Annotated in this window: 23 protein-coding genes and 1 pseudogene; 14 read left to right on the top strand and 10 right to left on the bottom strand. The window is 68.4% G+C overall.

Translation table 11 applies throughout. The features are described from left to right. The first annotated feature begins 66 nt into the window (after positions 1-66). From ACWF82_RS29110 to ACWF82_RS29095, 4 genes are all read left to right on the top strand, one after another. Positions 67-423 (top strand): DUF485 domain-containing protein, encoded by a 357-nt coding sequence (locus ACWF82_RS29110; protein ID WP_452506319.1) that lies wholly within the window; start codon positions 67-69, stop codon positions 421-423. Continuing rightward, positions 420-2054 carry a solute symporter family protein gene (locus tag ACWF82_RS29105; RefSeq protein WP_452506317.1) on the top strand — a complete coding sequence of 545 codons (1635 nt, stop codon included), beginning with the start codon at positions 420-422 and terminating at the stop codon, positions 2052-2054. Before ACWF82_RS29110 ends, ACWF82_RS29105 begins: the two co-directional genes overlap by 4 nt. A 72-nt stretch (positions 2055-2126) precedes the next feature. Next, positions 2127-4070, top strand: coding sequence for an acetate--CoA ligase (gene acs, locus ACWF82_RS29100; RefSeq protein ID WP_452506315.1), 1944 nt, complete (start codon positions 2127-2129; stop codon positions 4068-4070). A gap of 58 nt (positions 4071-4128) precedes the next feature. Continuing rightward, on the top strand, positions 4129-4761 hold the full coding sequence (locus ACWF82_RS29095) for an LON peptidase substrate-binding domain-containing protein (protein ID WP_452506314.1): 633 nt from the start codon (positions 4129-4131) through the stop codon (positions 4759-4761). A gap of 6 nt (positions 4762-4767) precedes the next feature. Here the strand turns inward: ACWF82_RS29095 and ACWF82_RS29090 are convergent, their stop codons facing one another. Beyond that, entirely contained in the window at positions 4768-5742 is a 975-nt protein-coding gene (locus ACWF82_RS29090; RefSeq protein WP_452506312.1) for an NAD(P)-dependent alcohol dehydrogenase, read from the bottom strand. Positions 5743-5916: 174 nt separating this feature from the next. On the opposite strand from ACWF82_RS29090, the gene ACWF82_RS29085 reads away from it, so the two are divergent. Next, positions 5917-6336 carry a QcrA and Rieske domain-containing protein gene (locus ACWF82_RS29085; RefSeq protein ID WP_452506310.1) on the top strand — a complete coding sequence of 140 codons (420 nt, stop codon included), beginning with the start codon at positions 5917-5919 and terminating at the stop codon, positions 6334-6336. Here ACWF82_RS29085 and ACWF82_RS29080 read toward each other — a convergent pair whose 3' ends face one another. Further along, positions 6337-6807, bottom strand: a complete 471-nt coding sequence (locus ACWF82_RS29080; RefSeq protein ID WP_452506308.1) for a VOC family protein — start codon at positions 6805-6807, stop codon at positions 6337-6339. A gap of 154 nt (positions 6808-6961) precedes the next feature. Here ACWF82_RS29080 and ACWF82_RS29075 point away from each other — a divergent pair, with 154 nt between their 5' ends. Beyond that, positions 6962-7816 (top strand): TIGR03619 family F420-dependent LLM class oxidoreductase, encoded by an 855-nt coding sequence (locus ACWF82_RS29075; RefSeq protein ID WP_452506306.1) that lies wholly within the window; start codon positions 6962-6964, stop codon positions 7814-7816. A gap of 4 nt (positions 7817-7820) precedes the next feature. Here the strand turns inward: ACWF82_RS29075 and ACWF82_RS29070 are convergent, their stop codons facing one another. Together ACWF82_RS29070 and ACWF82_RS29065 are read right to left on the bottom strand one after the other, a co-directional pair. Continuing rightward, positions 7821-8516: a hypothetical protein gene (locus tag ACWF82_RS29070; RefSeq protein ID WP_452506304.1), complete on the bottom strand. Its 696-nt coding sequence runs from the start codon at positions 8514-8516 to the stop codon at positions 7821-7823. Then, positions 8513-9466: a hypothetical protein gene (locus ACWF82_RS29065; RefSeq protein WP_452506303.1), complete on the bottom strand. Its 954-nt coding sequence runs from the start codon at positions 9464-9466 to the stop codon at positions 8513-8515. The genes ACWF82_RS29070 and ACWF82_RS29065 overlap by 4 nt, the downstream gene beginning before the upstream one ends. Before the next feature lie 84 nt (positions 9467-9550). On the opposite strand from ACWF82_RS29065, the gene lspA reads away from it, so the two are divergent. From lspA to ACWF82_RS29045, 4 genes are all read left to right on the top strand, one after another. Next, complete coding sequence (gene lspA, locus ACWF82_RS29060) at positions 9551-10171, top strand: signal peptidase II (protein WP_452506301.1); 621 nt, start codon at positions 9551-9553, stop codon at positions 10169-10171. Beyond that, positions 10168-11094 (top strand): RluA family pseudouridine synthase, encoded by a 927-nt coding sequence (locus tag ACWF82_RS29055; RefSeq protein WP_452506299.1) that lies wholly within the window; start codon positions 10168-10170, stop codon positions 11092-11094. Before lspA ends, ACWF82_RS29055 begins: the two co-directional genes overlap by 4 nt. Then, positions 11087-11827 carry a hypothetical protein gene (locus tag ACWF82_RS29050; protein ID WP_452506297.1) on the top strand — a complete coding sequence of 247 codons (741 nt, stop codon included), beginning with the start codon at positions 11087-11089 and terminating at the stop codon, positions 11825-11827. Before ACWF82_RS29055 ends, ACWF82_RS29050 begins: the two co-directional genes overlap by 8 nt. Positions 11828-12099: 272 nt before the next feature. After that, positions 12100-12840 carry a hypothetical protein gene (locus ACWF82_RS29045; protein ID WP_452506295.1) on the top strand — a complete coding sequence of 247 codons (741 nt, stop codon included), beginning with the start codon at positions 12100-12102 and terminating at the stop codon, positions 12838-12840. Between the two features lie 19 nt (positions 12841-12859). Here ACWF82_RS29045 and ACWF82_RS29040 read toward each other — a convergent pair whose 3' ends face one another. The 5 genes and pseudogenes from ACWF82_RS29040 to ACWF82_RS29020 all read right to left on the bottom strand — a co-directional run bounded on the left by ACWF82_RS29040 (position 12860) and on the right by ACWF82_RS29020 (position 16711). Further along, positions 12860-13111, bottom strand: coding sequence for a hypothetical protein (locus ACWF82_RS29040; RefSeq protein ID WP_452506293.1), 252 nt, complete (start codon positions 13109-13111; stop codon positions 12860-12862). Next, positions 13063-13713, bottom strand: coding sequence for a hypothetical protein (locus ACWF82_RS29035; RefSeq protein ID WP_452506291.1), 651 nt, complete (start codon positions 13711-13713; stop codon positions 13063-13065). Before ACWF82_RS29035 ends, ACWF82_RS29040 begins: the two co-directional genes overlap by 49 nt. Before the next feature lie 171 nt (positions 13714-13884). Continuing rightward, positions 13885-14058: a hypothetical protein gene (locus ACWF82_RS29030; protein ID WP_452506289.1), complete on the bottom strand. Its 174-nt coding sequence runs from the start codon at positions 14056-14058 to the stop codon at positions 13885-13887. A gap of 23 nt (positions 14059-14081) precedes the next feature. Then, a pseudogene (locus ACWF82_RS29025) lies at positions 14082-14207 on the bottom strand (isomerase); the annotation flags it as partial. 80 nt (positions 14208-14287) lie between these two features. After that, a complete protein-coding gene (locus ACWF82_RS29020) occupies positions 14288-16711 on the bottom strand; it encodes a cation-translocating P-type ATPase (RefSeq protein WP_452506287.1) in 2424 nt (807 codons plus the stop codon). Between the two features lie 35 nt (positions 16712-16746). Between ACWF82_RS29020 and rarD the strand changes: the two genes are divergently transcribed. From rarD to ACWF82_RS29000, 4 genes are all read left to right on the top strand, one after another. Then, on the top strand, positions 16747-17670 hold the full coding sequence (rarD, locus tag ACWF82_RS29015; RefSeq protein ID WP_452506285.1) for an EamA family transporter RarD: 924 nt from the start codon (positions 16747-16749) through the stop codon (positions 17668-17670). A 114-nt stretch (positions 17671-17784) separates the two neighbouring features. Beyond that, positions 17785-21054: an arabinosyltransferase domain-containing protein gene (locus tag ACWF82_RS29010; RefSeq protein ID WP_452506283.1), complete on the top strand. Its 3270-nt coding sequence runs from the start codon at positions 17785-17787 to the stop codon at positions 21052-21054. A 43-nt stretch (positions 21055-21097) separates the two neighbouring features. After that, on the top strand, positions 21098-22093 hold the full coding sequence (gene galE / locus ACWF82_RS29005) for a UDP-glucose 4-epimerase GalE (protein WP_452506281.1): 996 nt from the start codon (positions 21098-21100) through the stop codon (positions 22091-22093). A gap of 102 nt (positions 22094-22195) precedes the next feature. After that, positions 22196-23125: an ADP-ribosylglycohydrolase family protein gene (locus ACWF82_RS29000; RefSeq protein ID WP_452506279.1), complete on the top strand. Its 930-nt coding sequence runs from the start codon at positions 22196-22198 to the stop codon at positions 23123-23125. 99 nt (positions 23126-23224) lie between these two features. On the opposite strand, the gene ACWF82_RS28995 is transcribed toward ACWF82_RS29000, so the two are convergent. Continuing rightward, positions 23225-26464 carry an arabinosyltransferase domain-containing protein gene (locus ACWF82_RS28995; protein WP_452506278.1) on the bottom strand — a complete coding sequence of 1080 codons (3240 nt, stop codon included), beginning with the start codon at positions 26462-26464 and terminating at the stop codon, positions 23225-23227. Between the last annotated feature and the right edge of the window lie 334 nt (positions 26465-26798).

The raw sequence follows: 26798 nt of genomic DNA, 5'->3' as shown, positions 1-26798 counted from the left end.
CGCGCGCATACTCGGCACCTTACGGTCATCCCACGCACGACCCCCCTCACGCTAGGACCACCAGGCATGACCGAAACCGACACCGAAGAAGCGCCCGACCGGCGCACGCCGAGTGCCGACGAATGGCTCGCCGTGCAGGCGAGCCCGCAGTTCCAGGATCTGCGCAACCGCCTGCGCCGCTTCGTCTTCCCGATGACCGCGCTGTTTCTGGTGTGGTACCTGACCTACGTGCTGCTCGGCGCGTACGCGCACGACTTCATGGCGGCCAAGGTCTTCGGCAACATCAATGTGGGTCTGCTGCTCGGTCTCGGGCAGTTCGTCTCCACATTCCTCATCACCGGGCTCTACGTCCGTTTCGCCAATCGTGAGCTGGACCCGCGTGCCGCGGCCATCCGCGAATCTCTCGAGGAAGGCCGCGCGTGAACATTCTTGCCGCGGATACGACGGTGGGTAACCCCATCGCCAATATCGCCATCTTCGCGCTGTTCGTCGCGGTCACCATGGTCGTGGTGATCCGGGCCAGCCGCAACAATGCCAGTGCCGCCGACTATTTCACCGGCGGCCGCGGCTTCTCCGGTCCGCAGAACGGCATCGCCATCGCCGGTGACTACCTGTCGGCGGCGAGCTTCCTCGGTATCGCGGGCGCGATCGCCGTCTACGGCTACGACGGGTTCCTGTACTCGATCGGGTTCCTGGTCGCCTGGCTGGTCGCGCTCCTGCTGGTGGCCGAAATGCTGCGCAACACCGGCAAATTCACGATGGCCGACGTGCTCAGCTTCCGGTTGAAGGAGGGCCCGGTGCGCACCGCGGCCGCGCTGACCACCCTGACCGTGTCGCTGTTCTATCTGCTCGCGCAGATGGCGGGCGCGGGTGGCCTGGTCGCGCTGCTGCTCGACATCTCCTCGCGGGCGGGGCAATCGGTCGTGATCGCGATCGTCGGCCTGCTGATGATCGTCTACGTGCTGGTCGGCGGCATGAAGGGCACCACCTGGGTGCAGATCATCAAGGCGGTGCTGCTGATCGCGGGCGCCGCGCTGATGACGGTGCTGGTGCTGGCCAAGTTCGGCTTCAACTTCTCCGACATCCTCGGCGCCGCACAGGAATCGGTGAGCGAGTCGGCCAACAAGGCCGTCGCCGCCCGTGACGTCCTCGCTCCCGGCGCCCAGTACGGCGGCAGCGAAACCTCGAAGCTGAACTTCCTGTCGCTCGGCCTGGCGCTGGTGCTGGGCACCGCGGGTCTGCCGCACGTGCTGATGCGCTTCTACACCGTGCCCACCGCGAAAGAGGCTCGGCGCTCGGTGGTCTGGGCGATCAGCCTGATCGGCGCGTTCTACCTGTTCACCCTGGTGCTCGGCTACGGCGCGGCGGCCATCGTCGGCCCGGACAAGATCCTCGCCGCGGCAGGCGGGCAGAACTCGGCGGCTCCGCTGCTGGCGTTCGAACTGGGCGGGGTGATCCTGCTCGGTGTGATCTCGGCGGTCGCGTTCGCGACGATCCTCGCCGTCGTGGCCGGTCTGACGATCACCGCCTCGGCCTCGTTCGCCCACGACATCTACGCCAGTGTGCTCAAGAAGGGCAATGTCGACGAGCGCAAGCAGGTGCGGGTCTCGCGGATCACCGCCGTGGTGATCGGTGTGCTCGCGATCGGTCTCGGCATTCTCGCCAACGGCCAGAACATCGCGTTCCTGGTGGCGCTGGCGTTCGCGGTGGCGGCGGCGGCGAACCTGCCGACGATCCTGTACTCGCTGTTCTGGAAGCGGTTCAACACCACCGGCGCGCTGTGGTCGATGTACGGCGGCCTGATCTCGACCATCGTGCTCATCGTGTTCTCCCCGGCGGTGTCGGGCACCAAGACCTCGATGATCACCGGGACCGATTTCCACTGGTTCCCGCTGTCCAACCCCGGCATCGTGTCCATCCCGCTGGCGTTCGCGCTCGGCGTGGCCGGCACCTTCGCCGGTGGCCGTGGCGAGCGGGTCGACACGGCCAAGGCCGCCGAGATGGAAGTACGGGCGCTCACCGGTGTCGGTGCGGAGAAGGCGATCTCGCACTGATGCCGTCCTGCCCGGGCCGGTGGTGACCCCACCGGCCCGGGCTTTACCCCTGTTGTTCGAAGGAGATTTCTCGTGACCGGTGCAGTCACCGACCCCACCCGACCCGACCACGCGACCAGCTATCCGCCCGCCGCGGAGTTCGTCGCGCAGGCCAATGCCGACGCCACGCTCGCCGAGCGGGCGCTGACCGATCGCGACGGTTTCTGGGCCGAGCAGGCCAACCGGCTGCACTGGCACAAGCCCTTCACCCAGGTGCTGGACTGGAGCGAGGCCCCGGTGGCGCGCTGGTTCGCCGACGGTGAGCTCAATGTCGCCTACAACTGCGTCGACCGGCATGTCGTCGACGGGCACGGCGACCAGGTCGCCATCCACTGGGAGGGTGAACCGGGCGATTCGCGCGCCATCACCTATCAGGAGTTGCTCGACGACGTCTCACGAGCCGCCAATGCTTTCACCGCGCTCGGCCTGGTGGCGGGCGATCGGGTCGCGGTGTACATGCCGATGGTGCCCGAGGCGATCGTGACCATGTTGGCTTGTGCGCGTTTGGGTCTCACCCATTCGGTGGTGTTCGCCGGTTTCTCGCCGACGGCGCTGCGCCAGCGGGTCGACGACGCGCAGGCGCGGTTGATCGTCACGACCGACGGGCAGTGGCGGCGCGGTAAGCCCGCACCGTTGAAGTCGGCGGTCGACGAGGCGCTGGGCGACGATCCGTCCTCGGTCGAGCATGTGCTGGTGGTGCGGCGCACGGGTCTGGATGTGCCGTGGACCGAGGTTCGCGATCTGTGGTGGGACGAAACCGTTTCTCTCGCTTCGCCTTCACACGAAGCACAGGCATTCCCCGCCGAGCACCCCCTGTTCATCCTCTACACCTCCGGCACCACCGGAAAACCCAAAGGCATCCTGCACACCACCGGCGGCTACCTCACCCAAACCGCCTACACCCACCACAACGTCTTCGACCACAAAGCAGGCCACGACGTCTACTGGTGCACCGCCGACATCGGCTGGGTCACCGGCCACAGCTACATCGTCTACGGACCCCTCGCCAACCGCGCCACCCAGGTCGTCTACGAAGGCACTCCCAACTCCCCCAACGAGCACCGTCACTTCGAGATCATCGAAAAGTACGGCGTCACCATCTACTACACCGCCCCGACGCTGATCCGCACCTTCATGAAGTGGGGCCGCGAGATCCCCGACGCCCACGACCTGTCCACCCTGCGACTGCTCGGCTCCGTCGGCGAACCCATCAACCCCGAAGCCTGGCGCTGGTACCGAGACGTCATCGGCGCCAACACAACCCCCATCGTCGACACCTGGTGGCAGACCGAAACCGGCGCCATCATGATCTCCCCGCTGCCCGGCCTCACCGTGACCAAGCCGGGCGCGGCCACCGCACCGCTGCCGGGAATCTCGGCCAAGGTCGTCGACGACGACGGCACGCCGCTCGGCAACGACGCCTCGGGTCTGCTCGTGCTGGATCAGCCGTGGCCGTCGATGCTGCGCGGCATCTGGAACGACATGGATCGCTACCGCGAAACCTATTGGCAGCGTTTCGCTTCCGAGGGCTGGTATTTCGCCGGTGACGGCGCCAAGCTCGACGCCGACGGCGACCTGTGGATCCTCGGGCGCGTCGACGATGTCATGAACGTCTCCGGTCACCGGATCTCCACCGCCGAGGTCGAATCCGCGCTCGTCGGACATCCGGCCGTGGCCGAGGCCGCCGTGGTCGGCGCGAGCGACGCGACGACCGGTCAGGGCATCGTCGCGTTCGTCATCCTCACCGGATCGGCCGCGCCGGACGACACGCTGGTCACCGAGCTCAAGGCCGCCGTCTCGGTGGAGATCAGCCCGATCGCCCGGCCACGCGAGATCCATCTCGTGCCGGAACTGCCCAAGACCCGCAGCGGCAAGATCATGCGCAGGCTGCTGCGCGACGTCGCCGAGGGCCGCGAACTGGGCGACACCTCCACCATGGTCGACCCGACCGTGTTCGAGGCGATCGCGAAGGGATGAACGGCGGCCGAGCATGTCGGACCGGCACGGCACGCGGGATACCGGGCATGCTGTGACGGTGGAGATTCCAATGTTTCCGCTGGGGGCGGTCCTGCTGCCCGGCGAGCCGCTGTCGCTGCAGATCTTCGAACCGCGCTATGTCGCGCTGGTCGAGGACTGCCTCGACGGACGCCGGGAACCGGAGTTCGGCGTCGTCCTCATCGCGCGCGGGCACGAGGTCGGCGGCGGTGACGTGCGCACCGATGTCGGCGTCGTCGCCCGGATCACCGACGTCGTCGAACTGTCGGGCGCACGGTTCCGGCTGCGCTGTCTCGGCACCGACCGCATCCGCGTCGAGCAGTGGCTCACCGACGCGCCGTATCCACAGGCCGAGGTGCGGGTATGGCCGGACGAAGTGGGCGCCGACGATACCGATCTGCTCGCGGACCTGCGCAAACGCGCCGATCGCCTGCACATCCTGACCGCGCGGCTCGCCCGCCGCTCCGGCATCCGGCAGCCACCGCCGTCGGCGTCGCTGGAGGATCTCTCCGACGACCCGACAACCCGGTCGTACGAACTAGCCGCAAGGCTGCCGATCGGCCCCACCGATCGGCAGGCGGCGCTGTCGGCACCGGATCCACACACCCGGCTGGCGAACCTCACCACCGCGGTCGACGACGCGATCGCGATGATGGAGTTCCGGTTGCAGTGATCGCGTTCAGCCGACGGTGATGGCGATCTTCGCCCTGGCGTGTTCGGTTTCCATGTAGTGGATCGCGGCGGGGACCTCGTCGAGAGGGTACGTCCGGTCGATGATCGGACGTACCTTGCCCGTGTCGACGAGTTCGCGGAGTTCGGCGAGTGCTTCGCGGCTCTGCCGTGCGAGCGGGACCCGGATCGCCGGGCGCACGAACGGGCGGCTCAGCTGGGCACGGGCCATCAGTCCGATCGGACCGAATGTGGTTCCCCCGCTGTAGTTCCCGCCGCCGGACAGCACCAGGGTGCCGGTCGGCTCGACCAGGCGCAACAGCTCGCGCAGGGCGCGGCTGCCCGCCAGGTCGAGCACGGTGTCGTAGCGTCCGGTCACCGTGTCGCGGGTGTAGTCGACCACCTGGTGCGCACCGAGTTCACGGACCAGGTCGACATTGCGGGTGCTGCACACTCCGGTCACCTCCGCGCCCGCGGCGAGCGCGATCTGCGCGGCGAAGGTGCCGACACCGCCGGAGGCACCGATGATCAGCACCCGCTGCCCCGCCTCGACGTCGCGCAGCAGGGTCAGCGCGGTATTGGCGGCCAACGGCAGCGTCGCCGCCTCCTCGAAGGTCAGCCCCGCCGGTTTCGGGCCGACCACCGACCCGTCCACCGCGAGGTATTCGGCGAACGCGCCGCTGATCGATTCCCCGTACACCTCGTCCCCCGGCCGCAGATCCGTCACCCCCGCCCCGACCGACTCGACAATCCCCGCGAAATCGCCGCCGTTGATCGGCTGCGCGGGCCCGCGCCGCGCGAACACCGACCGATCCATCCACCGCGCGATCAGCGGATCGCCCCGCATGACATGCCAGTCCCGCGCGTTCACCGAGGCCGCCCGCACCCGGACCAGCACCTGCCCCTCCGCCGGCTCGGGCCGCTCGACCTCCGCCACGCTCAACATCGCCGATGAGCCGTATACCCGCTGCACGATCGCCTTCACCTGTGTGACGGTAAGCCCGCCTGCCACCTACCCACATCAGGGAATCCCCCGAGGTCTCCACTGATTCGGCGCGGGTTCGAACCCGGGGCGGGTGGGTCACGTTGAATCGGTAAGGAGCGGGTCGGGTCCGGCCGACCGGTGGCTCATAGCGACAGGTGTGATCGGAGTTCCACCATGACCAGCAATGAGATGCGGATCGACCGCAGGGCGGTGATGGTCGGCGCCGGGGTACTCGTGGCGACCGCGGCGCTGACCGCCTGTTCGGAGGAGAAGGACGGTGCGCCCGCGGGCGCGCAGGCGCCGGTCGGCGGGCCTGCGGGCGAGCTCGCCAAGACGGCCGACGTGCCGGTCGGGGGCGGGGTGATCGTCGGTGACACCGTGATCACCCAGCCGACCGCGGGCAATTTCGTCGGCCTGTCGTCCACGTGCACGCACGCGGGGTGCACGGTCGGGAATGTCTCCGACGGCACCGTCAACTGCCCGTGCCACGGGAGCCGGTTCGGGCTCGACGGCAGCGTCAGCGGTGGTCCGGCCACCCAGCCGCTGCCGCCGAAACCGATACGGGTGGAGGGTGATTCGATCGTGGCGGCCTGATCAGCCCGCCGCGTTCATCATCTCCTCCATGCGCCGCCGCATCTCCTCCTCCGACACGTCTTCGATGTGGGTGGCCACGGTCCAGCGATGGCCCCACGGGTCTTCGAAGGAGCCGCTGCGGTCGCCGTAGAACTGGTCGGTCATCGCGTTGATCTCGGTGGCGCCCGCCTGGAGAGCGGCCGCGAAGGCGGCGTCGGCATCGGGCACGTAGACCATCAGGTTGACCGGCGAACCGCCGACCTCCTTCGGATCGGGGAAGCCGATCTCGGGTGCCGGGTCGCCGATCATGAGAACAGAGTCGCCGACGAGCAGTTCACAGTGCGCGACGGTCCCACCGGGGCCGGGCATGCGCATGCGTTCGGTGGCGCCGAAGACCGCGGTGTAGAAGTCGATCGCGGCCGCCGCGCCCGCGCACGAAAGGCCGGGACAGATGCGCGGATAGCCTTCGGGAAAGGGGGAAACATCAGACATCGGATACCTCCGGGTCGAGGTTGATGCTCGGACCGTTCGAGCCTATTCTCCTCGCCCTGCCGGGGAAAGGCTGTCGGGTCCGTGGCCTTCCGGCAGGCCCGAAAGACTGATAGAACTTGTTTCAGTTTTGTTGTCTGATCCGGAGGGCCGGAACATGCGGTACGGGCTCGTGTTGTTCACCAGTGACCGGGGCATCACGCCCGCCGACGCCGCGTCGGCGGCCGAGAACGCCGGATTCGACGCGTTCTACGTGCCCGAGCACACCCACATCCCGGTGGTGCGCGCCGCGGCCCATCCCCAGACCGGTGACTCGTCACTGCCCGACGACCGGTACCTGCGCACGCTCGATCCCTGGGTCGCGCTGGCCACCGCGGCCGCGGTCACCGAGCGGATCACGCTGTCGACGGCGGTCGCGCTGCCCGCCGAACATCATCCGATCACCCTCGCCAAGACCATCGCCTCGCTCGATCACCTGTCCGGCGGCCGGGTGGAGCTGGGCGTCGGATTCGGCTGGAACACCGACGAACTCGCCCACCACGGTGTCAACCCGAAGAAGCGCCGCACTGTGCTGCGCGAGAACCTGGACGCGATGCGCACGATCTGGTCGCAGGAGGAAGCCGAATTCGACGGCGAGTTCGTGCGTTTCGGGCCGAGCTGGTCGTGGCCGAAGCCGATCAGCCCGACCATCCCGGTCCTGCTCGGCGCTGGCGGCACCGAGAAGTCCTTCGGCTGGCTCGCCCGCCACGCCGATGGCTGGATCACCACCCCGACCGAGGGCGACCTCGGCGACAAGATCGCCCTGCTGCACCGGGTGTGGCGGGAAGCGGGCCGCGAGGGGACGCCGCGGGTGATCGCGCTCGCAGGCCGCCACGATGCCGCCCAGCTCGCGCAGTGGGCCGAACTCGGCGTCACCGAGACGGTCTTCGGGCTGCCCGATCGCTCGGCCGACGAGGTGCGCGGCTATATCGCCCATCTCGGCGGCAAGCTCGCGGTACCCGTCACCGGGTGACGGCTCAGCCGCGCAGTTTGCGCACCTGCGCGGCGGTCAGGTCGGCCAGCACACCGGGGTCGACGGATTCCGGCGCGGTCACCACGACCTGGACCAGGGTGTTGCCTACCTGGACCAGGGCCGTCGCCGAGGTGAGCGTCAGGCCCTCGCTGGTGGCGGTGAGGGTGAAGGCCGAATTCGCGTCGCCCGCTGCCGGCTGGGTCAGCGCGGTGGTGCGGTAGTCGATATGCACGCCCGCGTCGTCGCCGGAGTAGGTGACGCAGCGACGCGGCTGTGCCTGCAGCGCGTCGAAAGCCGCGGACAGGGCGGCATCGGGATAGCTCGCGGCGTCGATATCGATGGTGGCGTAGCTCGGCCCGGCGAACTGGACCGACGCGGCGGCCGATGACCCCGGCCACTGTTCGGCGATCGGCGAGAGCAGGCGTCCGCAGTCGGGCGGGTCGGTCGGCGCCGCGGGTGGGACGGCGGTGTCGCCGGCCGGCGTGCGCGGTGGCACGACGCTGAACTCCCCGGGTAGATCGCCCGCCGCCAGCAGGCTCGCCGACAGTTGCGCTGCATCACGGACGACCGTGCCCGAGCCCGGCGCCGCGGTGACCGCCGAGGGGAAAGAACCGGTGGAATCGTCGTCGGACCCACACCCGGCGAGCACGGCGCACGCCGAGGCGACCGCGCTCGCGCGCAGCAGAGCCGAACGCATCATTCGGTCCAGGAGACGCGGGTCGACTGCGTCTGCACGAGGGTGCTCACGCTGCGCGAGTCCCGGTAGATCTGCTGACCGCCGACCTCGATCGCCCCCGACACCGGAAGCGGTAGACCGAGGTCGACGGTGATCGTGCCGGTGCCCTCCATGACGTAACCGTCGATGTCGAGGGCGCCGGCGTCGTTGGGCAGCATCCAGACGTTGTCGGTCGGGGTCTGACTCACCTGGAGATCAATGGTGAGCCGGTCGCCGTCGCGACTGGTCAGGGTGGCCGTGGTGATCTGGTCGAGGGTGACGCCGCCGGTGATCTCCTGATGCACCGTCCACACCGCGCCGACGCCGACCGGCTCGTCCGGGAACGCGATCGAGCGGTACACGGCCTGATAGAAGGCCTGTTCCAGCGCCGCGCGTGCCGTATTCGGGGTGTCGGGGGACGGCGCCAGACGCAGCTCGGTGATCGCGCCGAGATCGCTCATCTCCAGGCCGGCGTGGGAGCCGTCGGCGGTGGTGAACGCCTTGTTCAGGGCCGGGTCGGGGGTGGTGACGGTGCCGACGGTGAGGTCGACGCCGTCGTCGCCCGCGCAGGCCGTCATCGGGATGGTCAGCGCGGCGGGCGAGAAATCGCGGGCGGGCTGATCGTTGACCTGCTGCTGGATGCGGTAGTCGGTGCGCAGCGTCACCTCCTGGGTCGTGCCGACCGCGTAGCGCGGACGCAGCAGATCGCGCGGCTCGTCGCCCGCCGACACCAGCGTGGTGACGGCCGCCGAGATCGGCACCGTCACTTCCTTACCGATGCCGAGCGGCTCGGTGCCCTCCACGTCGGCCGGCGACGCCGACCGGTCGGCGCACCCGGCGCCGAAGGTCGCGAACCCGAGCACGAGCGCCACCAGTAACACCCCGGGGCGCGCGATGCGGGGCAAGCGAGAACTAGACAACACCGTCACAGCCATCAGCGTACGACCGCTTCCTGAGTAACAGCTGGGATCCCGGGCACCGCGGCGCAGCACCGATCACCACTAGGGAATGATGGTCGCGTGAGTGAAGACCGGCCAACCGACAACGCTGGCGTTCCCGAGACCGGCGACGACGCAGCGGCACCGGCGACCGACGCCGCGCCGAAGACCGCGGGCACGGCCAAACCCGCTGGTCCCCGCCGGTTGCCGATGCTGCTGATCATCGCGGTCGTGCTGTTCGGGCTCGACCTGCTGACCAAATGCCTCGCCGTGGCTTTCATCGATCCCGGCGAATCGGTGCCGATCATCGGCGATTTCGCGCGGTTCACCCTGGTGCGCAACCCGGGCGCGGCGTTCTCGATGGCGACCGGCATGACCTGGCTGCTGACCCTGATCGCCGCCGCGGTGGTGGTCGGCGTCATCCGGATCGGGCGCACGCTGCGCTCGCTGTGGTGGGCGATCGGCCTCGGCATGGTGCTCGGCGGCGCGCTGGGCAACCTGGTCGACCGGATCTTCCGTTACCCCGGCCCGCTGCAGGGCCATGTCGTCGATTTCGTCGCCGTCGGCTGGTGGCCGGTGTTCAACGTCGCCGACTCGGCCATCGTGTGCGGGGCGATCCTGCTGGTCGCGCTCACCGTGTTCGGTTTCGAACCGGACGGGACCCGCAGCGGTCGCAAACACACCAGCGAGGAGACCGCATGAGAGAAACCAGGACGATGCCAGTGCCCGACGGGCTGGACGGGATGCGCGTCGACGCGGGCCTGTCCCGGCTGCTCGGGTTGTCGCGCACCGCGGTGGCCGCGCTGGCCGAGGAGGGCTCGGTGCAGCTCGACGGTGTCGCCGCGGGCAAGTCCGACCGGCTGACCGCGGGTGCCTGGCTGGAAGTGGTGTTCCCCGAACCCAAGCGGGAGCTGGTCGTCGAGGCCACCCCCGTGGAGGGGATGAAGATCCTCTACGCCGACGACGACATCGTCGCGGTGGACAAGCCGGTCGGCGTCGCCGCGCACACCGGCGTCGGCTGGACCGGGCCGACGGTGGTCGGCGGGCTGGCCGCCATGGGCTACCGCATCTCCACCTCCGGCGCGCACGAACGCCAGGGCATCGTGCACCGGCTCGACGTCGGCACCTCCGGCGTGATGGTCGTCGCCCAATCCGAACACGCCTACACCGCGCTCAAGCGCGCCTTCAAGCAGCGCACGGTCGACAAGCAGTATCGTGCACTCGTGCAGGGACATCCCGATCCGAGCAGCGGCACCATCGACGCGCCGATCGGGCGGGCGCGCGGCAACGACTGGAAGTTCGCGGTCACCGGCGACGGGCGTCCCAGCGTCACCCATTACGACACGGTCGAGGCGTTCCAGTCGGCCAGCCTGCTCGACGTCCACCTGGAGACCGGCCGCACCCATCAGATCCGGGTGCACTTCTCGGCCGTGCGCCACCCGTGCTGCGGTGACCTCACCTACGGCGCCGACCCGACCCTGGCCAAGCGCCTCGGCCTGGAACGGCAGTGGCTGCACGCCCGTCAGCTCGGCTTCCACCATCCCGCCGACGGTCGCTGGCTCGAGATCACCAGCGAGTACCCCGACGACCTGGCGAACGCCCTGGACGTACTACGCAATGCCTGACGACCCGCGGTCGTCCGAACCGGCGCCGGACACGGTGCCGGACGACCGCGGGGGCACCGAGCCCGACTCGGAGCGGCGATCACCCTGGCGGATCCCGCTGATCCTGGCCGCGGCGGTGGTGCTGGCCGTGGTCGTCGTGGTGCTCGGCATCGTGAATCCGCGACCATCCACGGGTATCACGACCGATCGGCTCGGTCCGGCCCAGGGCGAGCGGGTCGAGGACTACCTGAACGACTCGCGAAACTCGCTGACCGGCGACGACACCGACCTCCACTGGGCCTTGGTGTCGTTCACCGAATACCTCACCCCGCAACAGATCCCGGCCGCCGCCGGCGGATTGCGGATCTCCGGCGTGATCCAGCACGTGCCGATCGACCGGGTGCAGACACCGGTGATCACCGTCGCCACCCCCGCGGGCGACGAACCCGCGGTGAGGTCCGCCGACGCCGCGGCGGGCCTGCTCGCCGCGCAGCGGTACCGCGATCAGCGCGGCGCCGACATCGCCCGGGTCACCGAGGCCAGGCTGCGCGAAGACTGCGCGTGCACGGCCGGACTCGTGGTGCGCGGCACGCTCCCTCAATTACGTGAGCTGGCAGCACAACCCGGCGTCCGGGCGGTGCAGGTACTGCCCGCCGACGCGATTGCCGGGCGTTTCGCGGTGGCGCCGTTGCTGCCGGAAGCCACCGGCGTGGTCGCCCCGACTCCCGACGACGCACCGGTTCCCACCGAGTAGTCCGCCCAAGGTCATCGATCATCCGGGCCGCGGCAGACTTCGAGACTCCGAACACAACCGCGAGCTGCCGCGAAATCGTGCCGATAACCCGGACGCACTGCACCGCAACAGGATCGGCGCCACCGCAATTGACCATCGAACCCCTGGAAGACAATTCGCGATTTCACCGGCGATTTGATTCAAGCCAATGCCACCCAAGCGGCGGCCGTGGGGATCTACTTCAGCTCGAGAGATCGCCCGTCGCCAAAAAATTGTTCGATCACTATTATCGCGTGGCCGGCGATGACTACGTGCTGGAGGAATCGACGATCGAAAATTGGATCAGCGAAGACCGCCACGCGTACAACAACTCCGCGATTTCAACCTGCCCCGTGGCAATCTCCGACAACAAGGAGGCCGCGATAAGCCGGGCGACCACCGTGGTGGTCGCCCATCCAGGTTCGGCCGGATCACATCAGATCGAGCTGAGGCAGCAGTCCCACATCTGGCGATATCTACGATTTCCATACCGACGCCGACTGCGGCAACATGGCCCAGGCCGCCGTGAACACCATGGCGCAGAGCGAGGAACTCGGCCTTGCCAAGTCGTTCCTGATCTACGGTTCCGGTGCGGTGCATTCCTGGTCGGGTTCGAAATAGGTGGGGATATGACTGACAAGAACAGCAGGACGGATGATGTGCTGGTCCCAGCGACCTTCGGAGTCATCACCGGCGGCATACTGGCGGTGATCGCCTATTTCCCCTTGGTCGCGCTGCTGCAGAACGTCTTCGACGTCCCCGAGCTCACGGCGACTCCCAAGAAATACCGAGGCGACACGGAACCGATCTCGCCGTGGTATTGGATAACGTGGATGGTTCCGGTACTCGTCGCGATTCCCGCCGGATTGGCATTGTCCTGGTGGCGGCGCGTCCGGGTTTTCGCACTGGCGTCCACGGTGACGTTCGTCCTCGGCGCTGCCGCGGTCGCCGCTGTCGTGATTTCATTCGAGGTCAACGGATTCGCGCCCGACTGACCCGACCGGAGTAGCTGGGTCAGAAGGAGACGGCATGTTCGAACCACACGTTGTCGCCGTATCCGTACCGAATGGCGCCCAGGTCGACGATCACCTTCTCAGGGAGTTCGAATTCGCTCGCGTTGTAGACCGGGGCGGTGCGGCCGGACTCGTAGCCCAGGGCGCCGGAGATCCGCTGGATCGTGGTCGTTATCGCGTCCTGGCGAGTCGCGGCCGACTTCTTCAGCGCGTCGACGGCGGAGGTGATCTGAGATTTGGTCGGCTCGTCCATCGCTGGTCGATCAGCTGCGCCCAACTGGCCAGGGGGAGCATGAAATTGGCGAAAGTCATGCGCTTCGTGAGGGAGCCCGCCAGGTCCGCGGCCTGGTTGTAGACAAGCCGTTCGAGCAGTAACGCCCCGTTCTCGACGATCTTGGAGACCGCGTCGAGATCGATGCTGCGGGTGTCGAACGACTGTCCGAGGGTGGTCGCGGTAGCTCCGAACGCGGTCGCGGCCTCGGCGACGGGCTTGATGCCGATGGTCCGGCCGAGCGGCTCGTCGTAGGAGGTGAGCAGCTCGACGCAGCCGGTGACGACCTGGCGGACCGTGTACTGGGCTTCCTCCACGTTCTGCAGGCTGAGCTGCTGCAGGCCGGTGAATCGGCGGACGTCCCCGGCCAGGCTTGTCGGCGCGACACCCTGCCCGTCGGTCACGGTCGCCCCGGCCTGGTTGATCGAGACAGCGTGATGCTCATCGGAATTCTGGTACGCGGCGGCCGCGGTCCCCAGTCCGGAACCTAGCGTGCCGAGGGCGCTCGTGTCCTTCTGATGTTCGCCGGACAGTGTGGTTTGCAGCTTCTGGATCGGCAGCCACAGTGAGTTCGACCATTCCATCCCCCCGGAGACAAACGTTGCGCACATGCTGACCCGGGACGACCGCAGCCGGGTCACCGAGGCTCGGGCCGGGTGAACCAGCACGGCGCGGGAGCACTGCATTCGATCCCGCGACCGTGCGAGTGGATGCCGTAGCGGACGGAGTTCGGCTGGCCCGAAAGCGGCACCGACCTACGGTAGTTCGGTGTCGCCACCTTGTTCCGCCAGCTCCCACAAGGCGCGCGCCCTGTCCACATCTCCGGCGTGATCGTAGGCGTCTGCCATCAGTTCCAGCGCCGCTGAGTCGAGCCGATCAATCTGCTCCAGAAGCCGGGAGAAGAGCTCGTCCAGCTCGTCGGGGGTCACTGGAATGTCCGAAGCGATTCGGGTTCGGCGAGGTCGTTCTCCTCGGCCAGTTGTTCCGGCAGCCAGCTGGGCAGCAGCATGACCGCAGCCGGGTTGCCCGAGAACGGTGCGTCGGCGAACGCGTCGATCTGGTGCAGCAATACCTCCATAGTGCGCAAAGGTACTCCAACACCGAATGTTCATCGGGCACAAGGGTTCTCGAGGCAGACCCGGCCTGGTCAGCGGTGGGTCAAGCGCCCTGGGCCCCGACCGCTGGAACGAACTTGCCGGTGTTGCCGGACAGCCGCGACTGCACCCACCACGCCAGCTCGACCAGCACGATGCCCACCGCGCCGCACACGAACGCGGCCAGCGTCAGCCGCGGGTTCGACGGGTCGAGTTTGAAGAACTCGCGGGTGAACGGAATCGTGAACAGCGCGACGTAGGCGAGCACCGACACCGCGATCAGCACCACCTTCCACCACACATACGGACGGGCCACCAACGCGAGCACCCACACCGCGATCATGATCAGCGTGATCAGCGCGGTGGTGCCCGCCTGGACCTTCTGCGTCTCCGAGGCTTCCGGACCGGCGTAGGCGATCAGGTAGGCGACGAACGTCGCGACGCCGATCACCACACCCGATGGCACCGCAAGGCGCATCACCCGGCCGACGAACCCCGTGCGGGCGCGCTCGTTGTTCGGCGCCAGCGACAGGATGAACGCCGGGATACCGATGGTGAACCAGGCCGCGATCGTGACGTGGCGCGGCAGGAACGGATAGCCGATCGGGTCGTAGCCGAAGATCTGCGAACCGACACCGGCCAGGCCGACGAGGAACGCCAGCAGCACCGAGTACACGGTCTTGGTGAGGAACAGATTCGAGACGCGCTCGATATTGCCGATCACCCGGCGGCCCTCCCCCACCACATACGGCAGGGTCGCGAACTTGTTGTCCAGCAACACGATCTGGGCCACCGCGCGCGTCGCCGGACTGCCGACACCCATCGCGACGCCGATGTCGGCGTCCTTGAGGGCGAGGACGTCGTTGACGCCGTCACCGGTCATCGCGACGGTGTGCCCGCGTGACTGCAGCGCGCCGACCATGGCGCGCTTCTGGTCGGGGCGGACGCGGCCGAAGGTGGTGTCGCGGTCGAGGACGTCGGCGAGTTCCTCGCGGTCCTCGGGCAGGGTGCGCGCGTCGACGGGGTGGTCGCCGCCGGGAAGGTCGAGCGAGGAGGCGACCGCGCCGACCGAGACGGCGTTGTCGCCGGAGATCACCTTGATCGAGACATGCTGGCTCGCGAAGTATTCGAGGGTCCCCTTGGCGTCGGGGCGCACCTTCTGCTCGAGCACGACCAGCGCGGCGGGCTCGACCCGGCCGGGGGCGTCGCCCGCGTCGACCGGGCGGTCGCCGCGAGCCAGCAGCAGCACGCGCAGGCCCGACGAGCCGAGCTGTTCGGCGTGCTCGGCGTCGGCGGAGGTGGGATCGAGCAGGACATCGGGCGCGCCGAGCAGCCAATCACCCTGGGCGCCATAGGAGATGCCGCTCCACTTCTTGGCCGAGGAGAACGGTGCGATGGCGGTCTGCGACCAGCCCGGCGCGTCCGGCAGTGCCTCGGCGATGGCCTGCACACTGGCGTTCGGGCGCGGATCGTCGCTCGCGAGCGCGGCCAGCGCCTGGCGCACCTGCGCTTCGTCGAAAGTGCCGAGCGGTTCGATGTGCGACAGGCGCATGCCGTTCTCGGTGAGGGTGCCGGTCTTGTCGGCACACACCACGTCGACCCGGGCCAGACCCTCGATCGCGGGCAGTTCCTGCACCAGGCAGTTGCGCTTGCCCAGGCGCACCACGCCGACCGCGAACGCGATCGAGGTCATCAGCACCAGACCCTCCGGCACCATCGGCACCAGCGCGGCGACCATGCCCGACACCGCGGGCCGCCAGGATTCCTTGCTGGAGACCAGCTGGTTGTAGATGCTCAGCGCGCCCGCCGGGATCAGCAGGTAGGTGATGAACTTGAGGATCTTGTCGATGCCGGAGCGCAGCTCCGAATGCACCAGGGTGAACTTGCTGGCCTCCTCGGCCAGTTTCGCCGCGTAGGCGTCCTTGCCGACCTTGGTCGCGCGGTAGGCGCCCGAACCCGACACCACGAAGCTGCCCGACATCACCGGGGCGCCGACGCCCTTGTCGATCGGGTCGGCCTCGCCGGTGAGCAGCGACTCGTCGATCTCGAGCGCGGCGGCTTCCTCCACCTCGCCGTCGACGACGATCTGGTCGCCGGGCCCGAGCTCGATCAGATCGTCGAGCACCACCTCACCCGGCGCGATCTGCTCGGCGACGCCGTCGCGGCGGACCGTCGGCTTGGCCTGGCTGACGATCGCCAGCTGATCCAGGGTCCGTTTGGCTCTGATCTCCTGGATGATGCCGACCGCGCTGTTGGCCACGATGAGCAGGCCGAACATACCGTCGATGATCGAGCCGGTGGACATCACCAGCAGGAACAGCACACCGAGAATGGCATTGATGCGGGTGAACACGTTCGCGCGGACGATGTCGCGCACCGACCGGCTGGCCCTGGCCGGCACATCGTTGGTGCGCCCGTCGCGGCGTCGTTGTTCGACCTGTGCTGCGGTGAGCCCGGTCGCCGCGGGCTCCTGCACGGAAATGGACATGCTCGTCAGGCTACGTCAGTCGTAACATGGGATGAATGCAGCGCAGCTCGTCCCCGCCCGGTGTCGTCTTCGGAACAAGCGCCTATCTGATCTGGGGATTGTTCGCCGCCTTCTTCGGGCTGCTGGCCTTCGCCTCGCCCGCCGAAGTGGTGGCACAGCGGATCATCTGGACGCTGGCGGTGGTGTTGCTGCTGCTCACGGTGACCGGGCGGCTGGGTGGGCTGCGCGGGATCGACGCCAGGACCTGGCGGATGGCGGCCATCGCCTCCGCGGCGCTGTCGCTGAACTGGGGTGTGTACGTCTTCGGCGTCACCACCGGTCACATCGTTGAGTGCGCGCTGGGGTACTTCATCAATCCGCTGGTGACGGTCGCCATCGGGGTGGCACTGTTCCGGGAGCGGCTCACCAGGGCGCAGTGGGTGGCGCTGGGGCTCGGCGCGCTCGCGGTGGTGGTGCTGACCGTCGACTACGGCAGGCCGCCGGTGATCGCCCTGATCCTGGCAGGCTCGTTCGCCACCTACGGCTTGGTGAAGAAGGTGATCCGGCTCGACGCGCTGCGAGGCATCGCGGCCGAGGGCATCGTCGCCGTCCCGTTCGCCCTGGCCTTCCTGATCGTGCTGCTGGCCACCGGCCGCAGCGAGTTCACCTCCAGCCCCGCGCATTTCGGCCTGATGCTGGCCACCGGGCCGGTCACCCTCGTCCCACTGCTGCTGTTCGCCGTCGCGGCCCAGCGCGTCCCTCTCTCGATGATGGGCATCCTGCAGTACCTCACCCCGGGTATGCAGATGGCCTGGGGCGTCGCCGTCATGCACGAACCGATGCCCGCCTCTCGCTGGGCGGGTTTCGCCCTGATCTGGGCGGCCCTTGTCGTCTTCACCACCGATGCCCTCCGCCGCGCCCGCCGGACACGGCGTGCGGGGTCGGTCGCTGAGCCGGCCGGCGAAGTCGCCACGCGCTGAACCACGCATTTCGGCGAATTCACGGCGGAATATTCGCGGTGCCGAAGTGCATTGCCGCCGTGGGTATTCGGCGCACCGAGGCGTTTTCCGGCGCGGTGGCTAGTATCGGAAATCGTGACCTTGGTGCTGAGCCGACGGCGGCCGTCCGACGATCAACCAGTGGATTCCCGAGACCAGCGGCAAGATTCTGACCGGTTGTGGCGAATTGTCGCGATTGTCGCGGGGATTGTCGGCGCGGTGCTCGCGGTGGCGGTGCCGCTGCTTCCGGTGCAGCAGCAACAGGCGTCGTTCTCATGGCCGCAGGATGGTCGTGCGGCCAGTGTGACTGCGCCTTTGGTGTCGTATTCACCGGTCAGCGTCACGATGAACATTCCCTGTGCGGCGATTTCCGGACTGAGTCCACGTGGCGGAACTCTGGTGGCGACGGTTCCGCCCGCATCCGGGCAGGCGTGGCATTACGGCTTGAACGTGCTCGTCTCGTCGGCCGACAGCGGGCGCCGACTGCAGGTTGTGCTGCGCAATAAAACCTTGATGGACACCGCTGTTGCGGACTTGGCCACGAACTGCCGGATTTCGGTCGTATCGACCAGCGCAAAGACTTCGGTCGAGCTCAGTGGTTCCGATCCCGTGGTCGTCGAGGGTGATCTCCGGCCGCAGCTGGTGGGGATATTCACCGACCTGACCGGCGATGTGCCTGCGGGAATGCTTACCGAGGTGGAGATCGATTCTCGTTTCACGACCTCTCCCACGATGGTCAAACTGATCGCGATCATCGGCGTTCTCGTGGCCGCGGCGCTGGCATTGTTCGCCTTGCATCGGCTCGATTGCCTCGACGGGCGCCGCAACCGCCGCGTCCTTCCGCAGCGGTGGTGGCGGCCGCGGTGGGTGGACGGAGTCGTCGTCGGCACGCTGGTCCTGTGGTATTTCATCGGCGCAGGTACCGCCGACGACGGCTATATCCTCGGTATGGCCCGAACGGCAGGGCACGCGGGGTACCTGGCGAATTACTTCGCCTATTTCGGCGTTCCCGAAACGCCGATCGGGATTCCCTACGACCTCGTCATCGGCTGGCTGGCGCAGATATCGACAGCGAGCATCGTCGTGCGGCTGCCTGAGCTGATATTCGGCATCGTGTGCTGGTTCCTTGTCAGCAGGGAGGTTGTGCCGCGGCTCGGTATCGCCGCGCGCGGGGATAAGGCGGCGATCTGGGCCGGTGGCCTGGCGTTGCTCGCGTTCTGGCTGCCGTACAACAACGGCCTTCGGCCCGAGCCCGCGGTGGCGCTCGGTGTGTTGCTGGTCTGGGTGTCGATGGAACGCACGTTGGCGACTCGACGTCTCACGCCCGCCGCGGTGGCCCTGATTCCGGCCGCGCTGGCGGTGGTTACCAACCCCGCCGGCCTGATCTGTTTCGCGGCGCTGCTTGCCGGTGCTCGCCCGCTGGTGCAGATCATCGTCGAGCGGGCCCGCCGTGTCGGCTACCTGGCGGTGCTCGCGCCCGCGGTGGCGGTAGGACTGTCGATTTTGGCGATCGTGTTTGCCGGACAGCCGATTTCCGAAGTCGCGGCGATGAGTGACGCACACTCTGTTGTCGGTCCGAATATGCCGTGGTACGACGAAACTCTCGTCTATCAATCTCTGTTCCAGGCAGGGCCGGACGGTTCGATGGCGCGCCGGTTCGCCATGTTGCTGCTGTTCCTTACCCTTGCTGTTTCGGTGCTGGCGCTGCTGCGTCACGGCGGCAGGATCCCCGGTCTGGCCGCCGGGCCGACCCGTCGCATTCTTGGCACCACCATCGCCACGATTCCGCTGATGGCGCTGTCGCCGACCAAGTTCACCCACCACATGGGGGTGTTCGCCGGGCTCGCCGGCGCGGTCGCGGTCGTTGCTGCCGTCGCCGCGGGCCCGCGGGTCGTGCGGTCACCACGTAATCGCGCACTCTTCGCGGCCGCGGTTTTCGCCGTGTTGGCGGTGTCGTTCACCAGCTCGAACAGCTGGTGGTACGTGGCCAGCTACGGAATTCCGTGGTGGGACAAGCCGATATCGGTCAGCGGCATCGGCGCGGGCACCGTATTGCTCGGCGTCGCCGTCGTGCTGGTCGGCATCGCGGGATGGCTGCATATCCGGGAACCGTTCCGGCAAGCCGAACACCGGACACACCGCCGGATTCCCGTCCTGACGCTGGCGGTGGCGATGGTCGTCGCCTTCGAGGTCGCCTCGTTCATCAAAGCCGGAATCGACCAGTATCCGGCGTACTCGCTGGCGAAATCGAACCTGTCCGCGCTCGCCGGAGAACCCTGTGGTCTCGCGAACGACGTCCTCGTCGAGCCCGACCCGAACGCAGGTCTGCTGCCACCGTTGTCCGGCGATGCGGCGACCGCGTTGGGCGTGGAGACCGACGGCTTCACCCCGAACGGCGTCAACACCAACGATCTGATTCCCGACGCCTCCGACGCGGCCGCTGCCTCGGTCGGCCAATCGCTTGGCAGTGCGGGAACGACCACCAAATCCGGATCGACAGACGGCAGCGGTGGCGCGGGCGGGTCGATTCCACACGGCATCAACGGCAGTACGATTCCGCTCCCGTTCGGACTGAATCCGGCCACCACACCCGTACTCGGCAGCTACGGCAGCCCGGGTGTCACGAAAACTCTCGTCTCCGGCTGGTACCGGCTGCCGTCCCCCGATGCGAGCGGCAACCGTGGCGAGATCCTCGCGATCGCGGCCGCCGGGCGCGTCGCCTCGACCGATCTCGACAACCTGCCGGTCCTCGGCCAACATGTTCAGATCGAATACGGCACCGGCGGCCCCACCGAGATTCGATCGCTCGGGCGCATCACTCCCGACGACGTCAGCGTGCTCCAACCTTCGTGGCGCAACCTGCGTGTTCCTTTGCAGCAGTTGCCCGCCCAAGCGGACCTGGTTCGCATCGTCGCCACCGTCGACAGCTCCGATGCCGAGCAATGGGTCGCCGTGACACCACCCCGTGTCCCCGACCTGCGCACGCTCGACGAGCTGGTCGGCCACACCCGCCCAGTGCTCCTGGATTGGCTTGTCGGCCTGCAATTTCCCTGCCAGCAGCCGATGAGACACCGCAACGGAGTAGCCGAGATCCCCGAATACCGCATCCTGCCCGAGTTCTCTGCGGCGATCATGACCAGCAACTGGCAGAGCCACACCTCCGGCGGTCCGCTCGGCTACACCGAACTCGTGACCCGCGCCGAAGTCATGCCCTCCTATTTGAACAATGATTGGAAACGCAATTGGGGTGAGATCCACCGCCTCGTCCCCTTCGATCGCACCGCGACACCGGCAGAACTCGACACCAGTACCGTCAATCGTTCTGCGCGATGGACCCCTGGACCACTCAACTTCGGAATTCGATGAACACCGGTGGCGACAGCGCCGCGAGGACACAAGGAGACCGACCGTGAAACTGCTCGTGACCGGCGGCGCCGGATACATCGGCGGCGTGACCGCCCACCACCTCGTTGCCGCAGGCCACGAGGTCCACGTGCTCGACAACCTCGCCACCGGCTTCCGGGAAAACGTGCCGGCCGAGGCGGCGTTCCACGAGATGTCGGTGCACGATGTGGCCGAGATCCTGACTCCCGACGCCGAATTCGACGGTGTGCTGCATTTCGCCGCGTCGATCGAGGTCGCCGAATCGGTGCAGAATCCCGAGAAGTACTGGCACAACAACATCGAAGGGTCGCTGGCGTTGCTGCGCGCGATCCGCCACGCACGCGTGCCGCGGCTGATCTTCTCCAGCACCGGCAGCATGTACACCGGCGACGGCAGCACCGCCTTCGACGAAAACGCCGAGGTGCGACCGAAGAACCCGTACGCGGCCACCAAAGCCACCGTCGACCAGCTGATCGCCGGAGAATGCGGGGCATCGGCCACGCTGGGCGCGGCGTCGCTGCGCTACTTCAACGCATCGGGCGCTGTGGTGACCGGCGACGGAGTGCACCTCGGTGAACGCCACGATCCCGAGTCGCATCTGATTCCGATCCTGCTCCAGGTCGCCGCCGGCGAGCGGCCGCGGTTCACGCTCTTCGGCACGGACTACCCGACCGACGACGGCACCTGCATTCGCGACTACGTTCACGTCGCCGACCTCGCGGATGCGCACTCGCTCGCGCTCGATGCGGTGCGGCCCGGCGAACATGAGATCTTCAATCTGGGTAACGGCCGAGGCTTCTCCAACCGGGAAGTCATCGATGCCGTCCGGGCCGTGACAGGTTCGGACTTCCCGATCGACATCGAGGGCAGGCGTCCGGGCGACCCGGCGGTCTGCATCGCGTCATCGGCGAAAGCCCACCAGCAGCTCGGATGGTCGCCGCAGAAGACAGGCCTGTCCGACATCATCGGCGATGCCTGGGGATTCCACCGGTCGATGCGGTTGACGTCATGGCAGCGGTGAGTGTCGGTACGGGCGGGCGCGCCGGGGCGAAAGCTTGGTGTGTCTCACAAGCCGACCGGTAGGGTCGGGAGCTGGATAATCGGAGAGTGGTGCCCGAGAGGGGTGGGTTCTGTGCAGGATGCGGGGTTTTCCGATCGGGTGGCTGGGGTGCTCGTCGGTGGGGCCGCGGGGGACGCGCTGGGGGCGGGGTATGAGTTCACCAAGCCGGGGGCGGGGGTGGTGATCGATATGGTCGGCGGTGGGCCGTTCGATTGGGCGCCGGGTGAGTGGACCGACGATACGTCGATGGCGCTGGCGATCGTGCTGGCGGCGGTGAACGGGCCGGGGATCGATCTGGATGCGGTGGCGGCGGGGTTTGTCGCGTGGTTCGACTCGAAGCCGCCGGATATCGGGAATCAGACTCGGAATGTATTGTCGGCCAGGCCTTCTTCCGCGCTGGATATGCAGGGAGTGGCGATGTCGCTGACCGGGCGGACCGGCGGGAACGGGTCGTTGATGCGGACCGCGCCGGTGGCGCTCGCCTATCTCGACGACGCGGACGAATGTGTCGCGGCGGCGGGGCGGGTCGGGATGCTCACGCATCACGACGAGCATGCCATCGAGGCGTGCAAGATATGGACCTACGCGGTGCGGCATGCGGTGCTGAACGCGGACTTCGGTGGGGTGCGCGAATACGTCGGCGGCTCAGCACAATCGGAGTATTGGACCGAGCGCCTGGACGAGGCCGAAAAGGGCACCCCCGACGACTTCCCGAACAACGGCTGGGTGGTGCACGCCTTACAGACCGCCTGGTGGGCGATCACGACCACCGACCAGTCGACGCCGGAGCACCTGCCCCGCGCCCTGGAAGCCTGTGTCCGCGCGGGCAACGACACCGACACCACGGCCGCCATCGCGGGTGGACTGCTCGGCGCCCGCTGGGGCGCCTCCGCCGTCCCGGCCAGGTGGCGGGCCATGCTGCACGGCTACCCCGGCCTGACCGGCGCGGACCTGCCCGATCTGGCGCAGCGCATCGCCGCATACGCCCCCTGACGAGCCCGGGCCGGTCGCCGCGCTGAACGTTCACCATCCCCGATGGGTGAATGCTCAGCGCAAGCTGACAGCGCGTGCGTTCGATCGCACAGGTCGGGCTTACCAGGCCGTGATGATCGGGCCCGGAGTCCATGTCCCCCAACGGTTGTCGGAGTCGACCGCCGGGTTCGCGGGCACCGCGCCGTTGTCCAGGGGCAGGTACTGCTCGATCGAGCCCCAGTCCCGGTCCCAGTCGTTGTTCAGGTAGGTCGGCAGGGTGCGGGCCGTGAACAGGAGCTGGGTCCAGCCGAGCGGGCCGCCACCGTCGTGGCCCTGCCACAGGTTGGTGATGGTGGCGCCGTTGCGGTCGGGCAGGACGCGGTATTCGGGCAGGGCCGAGATCCCGTTGTAGGTGGGCAGGTGGTTCTGGCACGGGAAGTGCAGGCCCACAGCCCAATCCAGCAGGACCGGGGTGTCGCGGCCGACGAGCGCGTTGAGCGTGGTGGTCTGCGGCATGCGCGGCGGGGTGATGGCCAGCCACTGGTCGGGGCCGAGATCCTTGTCCTGGGCGACCAGCCGGACGACGCCGGTGTCGGCGGGGAGCTGGTCGAGCGGGACGCGCAGGTTGCGCCAGGTCGGGGCGGGGCCGATGTCGATCGGCATGACCTGGCCGGTCACGGTGACCGTGCCGTCGGGGGCCGCGGTGCCGTACTCGACGAGGAGTTCCTGACCGGGGTGCACGATGCCGTCGGCGTCGACCGACCGGATCCGGCCCGCCACCGAGACCGCGAGCAGCGGGCCGCGCGGGCCGTCGGGCAGGCGGAACCAGCCGGTGGTCAGCGCGGCGGGTTCCTGTGCGCCGGAACGGTAGCTGCCGAGGACGGGGGTGGTCGCCGGGTCGAGCCCGAACGGGAGCTGTAGTGAGCCCTGCCGGGATTCCGAACCGGCCGAGGTCGAGGCGTCACGCAGCTCGTCCGGGTCGTCGGACACCGAATTCGCCTGGCCCGTGGTCGATTCCACCTCGTCGGAGGTCAGCACGGGGGCGACGCCGTCGGGGCGGAAGCCGGTCGAGCCTGCGCCAGCCATCGTGGTGGCGGCATCGCCGGTCAGCGGGGCCAGCATGGACGCGTTCGGGTCGGTCTCGACGAGTACCTCGTCGGCCATGCCGCACCCGCCCGCGAACGCGGCGTCGAAGTTGGAGCTCGCCACCGAATAGGCGGGGTACTGGGCGATCGTGGCTTTCGCGAAGGAGGCCAGCTCGAACAGCACCATCAGCGCGGCCGCGACGGCCAGGACCGGCACCGCCGCCAGCCGCCCCGCCCGTGGCTTCGGGTTCGGGTGGATGTGGAACCACGCGGCGACAGCGAGGGCGAGGAAGGTCAGGCCGGCGAACACGGTCGACAGGCCGAAGCCCGCGACGGTCGGCGGCTTGTCCCACCAGGGAATTCCCCACGAGGACACATACCAGTAGCCGTTGGCGCCGACGAAGGTCATGGCCATGGCGAAGAAGACCGCGGCGGCGAACAGCGCGCGATTACGCAACGGCCGCAGCACATCCGAACTCACCGCGACCGCGGTCACCGCGGCGACGCAGGTGGCCAGACCGGCGAACACGCCGAACTGGTGGGTCCACTTGGTGGGCGAGAACATCATCAGCACCATGGCGGCCAGGGTGATACCGAGCATGCGCCGGGTCGGGCCGACCGCGGTGCCCGGGATGTGGCCGCCGCGGCGCAGCATGACCGCGGTGCACACGATCAGGCCGAGCAGCATGGCGAACACGCCGAAGCGCCGGGTCAGCCAGCCGTCGGCATTGAGCTGCAGCAGGTACTGGTAGCGCAGGAACTCGAAGAACCAGGACTCCCCCGGCCCGATCTTGCCGTGCACCTCGAACATCTCCAGCACACCGGCCAGGGTCCGGTCGGCGAACACGACGGTCAGCACCACCGTGCCCGCCGCCAGGATCGGCAGCAGCAGCGCGAGATAGCCGACCGCCTTCGCCCGCTGCACGACGACCGCGGTGACGACGCGCGCGCCCGCCACGAGCGCGCCGAGGCAGATCAGGCCCGACGGCGCGCCGGTGAGGGTGAACGCGGCGACGATCACCGCGACGGCGAAGGGCAGCAGCCGCCGGGTCGCGATGGCTCGTTCGACCGAGACCCAGGTGACCAGCACGCCGAGCGCGACCACGAATTCCGCGCGCAGACCGTTGTTGTAGGGCAGCCAGAAGGCCAGGAACACCAGCGCGGCGGTCCAGGTCGCGACCCGCTGACGGCGCACCGCGACGCCGAGCCGGGGCAGCACTTCCCGGCTGATCAGCCACCAGGTGAGCAGGCCGGCGCCGAGGGCGGGCAGGCGGACCAGCGGGCTGACGGCGGAGATATGGGTGATCCAGCCGATGATGTCGGTGTAGGGCGTGTAGAACGGGCCCTCGTCGACGCTGAACCAGCGGTAGTAGTTCGACATGGTGCCGGAACTGCGAGCGCCCCTGGCCATGCCGAGGATGTAGCCGTCGTCGGAGGTGTTGGCGCCGATGAAATGCCACACGACCAGGACCGCGAACACCAGCCAGTCGACCGGGCGCAGCCGCCACCAGCGCTGCGGCAGGAACCGGCGGGCCGCGCGGCCGTCGAGGGCGTCCAGCCGGTGCAGGGCGAACAGCGACAGCGCGGTCGCGAGCAGGCACAGCACGATCGCGGCGAGCTTGATCCAGGTCGGTGACGTCGTGTAGCGGGAATCGGCTACCACCTGCACCGCGAGGTCGGCCGGCGGTGCGCCGGTCAGCTCGCTGAAGACGCCGACCACCTGGGGTCGCAGGTCGGCGGGCACGGTCGCGCCGGACGCACCGAGACCCGTCGCGGTGACGGCGGCTTCCTGAGGTGAGATCGCGACGGAGATCGCGCAGGTGTTGCCGAGCACGTCGGCGAGCGGCGCCGTCCACAGCAGTGTCGAGCGCGACACCACGTCGACGCGGCCGGGCCGGTCGGGAGTGTCGGCGACGACCTTGACGACGAAGCCGTACTTCTCCATGTCGGCCGACTGGCGGGGAATCGTCGACACGGCGACGCCACCGCTCTCGGCGAGCGTGCTCAGCGCGGCGCACGGCACGGTGGCCGACAGCGCCGCGGGCGCGTAGGCGACCAGCGGTGATTCGATCGAGGTGGTCGCGCCGCGCTGCGGCCAGGACACCGTGGCGGTGTCGACCCGGACCGGCAGGAACGGGATGGCGACCGCGCTCAGCACACCGATGAGGGCGGCGACGAGCGCGACGATGCGGGCCCACCCGCCGAGCCGGGCCCGTCGTGCGGGCTCCGAAGCATCCTTGGGCGGATGCCCCTGCCGCACGATCGTCTCTACCACGGGGCCCGATAGTAGCGGCGCGGACGACGGCGGTCGAAACCCCGACATCGCGCGGTCACTTCCGCGGGCCCGCCCCGCCCCGCGTTGGCGAACACGTGCCCACGTCGGCGGGCTCTTCGACGCGATGCGGAGACGGCGCCGGTCTTCCCCGTACCCCCGAGAAGCGACGGCTACCGGCGATCAAGGAGCGGCCGCGACTCGCGATCACAGCTCTCCGACCAACCCAGCCCCGCACGACCCGACCTCGAGGAGGGTCCGCCGCGCAGCGGCGGTTCGCGGCCGTCCCGCCGGTCAGGCGCCGTTGCGTAGGCGACGAAGGAGCAAGCAACGGTGC

Source organism: Nocardia sp. NPDC055053 (assembly GCF_053608285.1).
The sequence above is the reverse complement of the archived record's forward strand: the minus strand, read 5'-3'. Positions and strand labels throughout refer to the sequence as shown.